Origin of the sequence: Amycolatopsis sp. NPDC051372 (genome assembly GCF_040682095.1) — a bacterium.
GTDB lineage: Bacteria > Actinomycetota > Actinomycetes > Mycobacteriales > Pseudonocardiaceae > Amycolatopsis.
The window spans coordinates 1-3,969 of sequence record NZ_JBFBAF010000087.1 but is presented as its reverse complement, the minus strand read 5'-3'; the positions used below and the strand labels follow the sequence as shown (position 1 = coordinate 3,969).

The following is a 3,969-nucleotide window of genomic DNA, read 5'->3' as shown; positions in this document are numbered from 1 at the left end:
TGAAAAACGGCGTTGATCCCGAGTATGCGCATCGACCTGCCTCTGGCGTCCGGGGGCCCGCCGGCGGACCCGCGTTCGTCTATAGCGCTACCCGGTGAAGTCGCCGATAAACGAATTCCGCCAAAAGCCCTGGGCGTCGCTACTCACAGTAGCGGCGCCCGGCCGAACCAGGCCGCCGTGCGGCGCAGCCCGTCGTCTGCGTCGATCTTCGGTTCCCAGCACAGGACGTCGCGCGCGAGCGAGATGTCGGGGCATCGTCGCCGCGGATCGTCGACCACCGCGTCGATGCGTTCGATGGGCGAATCGGAGCCGGTGATGACCTTGACGCGCTCGGCGACCTGACGGACGGTCAGCTCGTCGGGGTTGCCGAGGTTGATCGGCCCCGGGTGGTCCGACCGCGCGAGCGCGAGAAGCCCGCGCACGGTGTCTTCGACGTAGCAGATGGACCGCGTCTGCTCGCCCGTGCCGGTGACGGTGAGTGGCTCTCCGGCCAGCGCCTGGGTGAAGAACGCGGGAATCATGCGCCCGTCGTTCACGCGCATGCCGGGGCCGTAGGTGTTGAAGATCCGCGCGATGCCCGTGTCGACGCCGAGTTCGCGGCGGTAGGCCGACGTGAGTGCCTCGGCGTAGCGCTTGGCTTCGTCGTAGACGCTGCGCGGGCCGATCGGGTTCACGTTGCCCCAGTAGCGCTCGCGCTGCGGGTGTTCGAGCGGGTCGCCGTAGACCTCGCTGGTGGACGCGAGCACGAAGCGGGCGCCGGCCCGGCGGGCAAGGTCGAGCGCGTGCTCCGTGCCGTGGGAACCGGCGCGCAGGGTCTCGATCGGCAGAGCGAGGTAGTCGCGCGGCGAGGCTGCGGACGCCAGGTGGAACACCACGTCAACTCGGTCCTCGAACGTGATCGGTTCGGTGACGTCGTGGCGCACGAACCGGAACCGTTCGTGGTCGCGGAACTCCTCGAGCGCGGCGGCCGAGGAGGTCGCAAGATTGTCCACAGCGGTCACTTCGAAGCGTTCGGACAGCAGCAGCGCGCACAGGTGGGCGCCGACGAACCCGGCCCCTCCGGTCACCACCGCGATGTTTCCCCGGTCGGTCGTGAGTCGCCTGGTGGTCATGCGGTTGCGGCTACCCAGCGCCACCCTGGGCGAAACGGTGTGAGGCGGGCACGGGCGGGTACCCGAAGATCATGCGAGTTCTGCTCACGGGTTGGGCCAGTTTCCTGCACGGAGAAGCGACCGCGGGTTACGTCCTGGGGTTGCGCGCGGCCGACGCCGCGCTGGCGGCCGCCGGGATCGACCACGACGTCGCGTGGAGCCCGGCGTTCCGGCCGGGCACGTTGCACCTCGGTGCGGCACCGCCCGAGGACTACACGCACGTGGTGTTCGCCTGCGGCCCGGTGCACGGCCCGCAGCTGCGTGACCTGCACGAACGGTACGCGGATTGCCGGCGGATCGCAGTGGGCGTGTCCGTGCCAGATCCGGCTGACACCGCCGTGACCGGCTTTCACCGCGTCCTCCCGCGCGACGACGCCACCACGGCCGCGCCGGATTTGTCGTTGAGCGCGTCCACGTCGGCGGTGCCGGTGCTCGGGGTCGTGCTCGCGCCGCGGCAACCGGAGTACGGCACCGCCGGCCGGCACGACGAGGTGCACGAGGCTCTCGCCGGCTGGCTGGCCGGCCTCGACTGCGCCCGCGTGCCGCTGGATTCGCGGCTGGCGCACGAGGACTGGGAGCGGTGCGCGACGCCGGACCAGTTCGTCACGGCACTGTCCAGAATGGACGCGGTGGTCACCACCCGACTGCACGGACTTGCCCTGGGGCTCAAGGCCGGTGTGCCGGTGGTCGCGGTGGCCCCCTTGGCAGGCGGCGCCAACGTGACGGCGCAAGGACGGGCACTCGGCTGGCCGGTGCTCACAGCTGCGGAGGCGGGCGATCGGGCCCTGCTCGACGACCGGCTGGCGTGGTGCCTCTCGGAGGACAGTCGCGCCCGGGCAAAGACGGACGCGCCGGCGCCCGAGTCCGCGTTGGCGGTTCTGGTCGGCGAGCTGGTGGGCTCGCGGTGAGGGCGCGCACGACAGTGGTCATCGCGACCCGCGACCGGGCGTGCGAGCTGGACCGGACGCTGACCGAACTGTCCGCACTGGATCCTGTACCATCTGTCGTGGTTCTGGACAACGCTTCCCGTGACGACACGGCAAGCGTCGCGGAGTCGTACCCGCAGGTGCAGGTGATCCGGCTGCCGCACAACCGGGGGGCCGCCGCGCGGAACCTCGGCGTCCGCATGGCCGGCACGCCCTATGTGGCCTTCAGCGACGACGAATCCTGGTGGGCGCCGGACGCCCTACACGAGGCCGAGCGGATCTTCGACAAGCACCCGCGTGCCGGCCTGCTCGCCGCCCGCACGCTCGTCGGTCCAGAGCACCGCGACGACCCGCTGACCCCGGAGCTGGCCCACAGCCCGCTGGGCTGGCCGGACGGCGCGCCCGGGCCGCTCGTACTCGGCTTCCTGGCGTGTTCGGCGGTTGTGCGCCGCGCGGCCTACCTCGACGTCGGCGGGTTCAGCCCGCTGTTGCACTTCGGGGCCGAGGAACAGCTGCTGTCCTACGACCTCGCCGCGCGCGGCTGGCAGCTGTGTTACGTCGAGGACCTGCTCGCCCACCACCACCCATCGCCCTCCCGGCCGCCGTCTTCCTGGCGCCTCCGAGCCGAAGAACGCAACCGGCTGCTGATCGCCGTGCTGCGCCGGCCGTGGCGTGAAGTGTGGCGCACGGCCCGGAGCGCGCCGTCGGCCGTGCTGGGCGCGTTGCCCCGGCTGCCGAGAGCGCTGCGCGGCAGGCGCGTGCTGCCCGGCGCGATAGAACACCAGGCCCGAACACTGGAAGGAACCGCGAAGTGCGCCGTATCTCGGTCGTGATCATCACCCGCAACCGCCGCGACCAGCTGCGGCGGACGCTGGTGCACATGACGTCCCTGCCCGACGAAGCTCCGATCGTCGTGGCGGACAACGCTTCCGCCGACGGCTCGGCGGAGATGGTCGCGCGCGAGTTCCCCGCCGTCCGGCTGCTGCGGCTGGGCGAGAACCTGGGAGCGGTGGCGCGCAACCTCGCGGTCGCGGAGGTGACCACGCCGTACGTCGCGTTCTGCGATGACGACACGTGCTGGCAAGCGGGCGCTCTCACCCGTGCCGCCGAGCTGCTCGATCAGCACCTGGACCTGGGCTCGATCACCGGCCGCTGCCTCGTCGAGCCAGGCCTGGCGGAGGACCCCATCACGCCCGAGCTGCGCAACTCACCCGTGCCGGGCCCGGACTGGCTCCCCGGTCCCGCCCTGCTGGGCATCATGGCCGGCCTGACCGCTGTGCGCGTCGACGCCTTCCACGAGGTCGGTGGCTTTTCTCCGCGGTTGTGGCTCGGCGGCGAGGAAGAGCTGTTCGCACTCGACCTCGCCGCCCGCGGGTGGTGGATGTCCTGGGCCGAAGATGTCGTGATCCACCACGCGCCTTCGCCGCTTCGCGACCCCCGCCACCGGCGGCGCCTGGGTATCCGCAACACGCTCTGGACGCTGCTCCTGCGCCGGCCCTGGTCCGCCGTGGCCCGCCGCGGTGCCGACGTGCTCCGCTCGGCTCCGTTCGACGGTGCGACGTTCGCCGCGCTGGGCGAGGTGCTGCGCGGGCTCCCGTGGGTGCTGGCCGAGCGTCGCGTGGTGCCGGCGGCGGTGGAAGAAGGGCTGCGGCTGCTGGAAGGTCCGCAGCGTGAGTCGAAGGCGCGCCGTTACGTCGGCTGAGGGGCACGGTTGCGCTCCCGAGCCTGCACTCGGGGGCGGAACCGTGGCCCTCAGCGCGCTTCGGCGGTCGCTGCCACCTCAGGCACGATCTTGAGGTATGCCCGGGCCGTGTCCGCCGCGACGCGGTCCCACGAGTAGCGCGCCCGTACCCGGTCCAGGCCGGCGACCCCGTACGCGTGGCCCAGCGCCG

The 3,969-nt window shown here is 71.9% G+C and carries 4 protein-coding genes and 1 pseudogene; 3 read left to right on the top strand and 2 right to left on the bottom strand.

Annotation, left to right across the window (positions count from 1 at the left end; genetic code table 11):
• Positions 1-143: 143 nt before the first annotated feature.
• Entirely contained in the window at positions 144-1,112 is a 969-nt protein-coding gene (locus tag AB0M56_RS50360; RefSeq protein WP_364190743.1) for an NAD-dependent epimerase/dehydratase family protein, read from the bottom strand.
• Positions 1,113-1,183: 71 nt separating this feature from the next.
• Here AB0M56_RS50360 and AB0M56_RS50355 point away from each other — a divergent pair, with 71 nt between their 5' ends.
• Genes AB0M56_RS50355 through AB0M56_RS50345 form a run of 3 tightly spaced genes read left to right on the top strand, consistent with a single transcriptional unit; the run spans position 1,184 to position 3,779 of the window.
• Complete coding sequence (locus AB0M56_RS50355; protein ID WP_364190740.1) at positions 1,184-2,059, top strand: polysaccharide pyruvyl transferase family protein; 876 nt, start codon at positions 1,184-1,186, stop codon at positions 2,057-2,059.
• Entirely contained in the window at positions 2,056-2,910 is an 855-nt protein-coding gene (locus AB0M56_RS50350) for a glycosyltransferase (protein WP_364190737.1), read from the top strand. Before AB0M56_RS50355 ends, AB0M56_RS50350 begins: the two co-directional genes overlap by 4 nt.
• A complete protein-coding gene (locus AB0M56_RS50345) occupies positions 2,889-3,779 on the top strand; it encodes a glycosyltransferase (RefSeq protein WP_364190734.1) in 891 nt (296 codons plus the stop codon). Before AB0M56_RS50350 ends, AB0M56_RS50345 begins: the two co-directional genes overlap by 22 nt.
• A 50-nt stretch (positions 3,780-3,829) precedes the next feature.
• Here the strand turns inward: AB0M56_RS50345 and AB0M56_RS50340 are convergent.
• Positions 3,830-3,969: pseudogene (locus tag AB0M56_RS50340) on the bottom strand (glycosyltransferase family 1 protein); the annotation flags it as partial.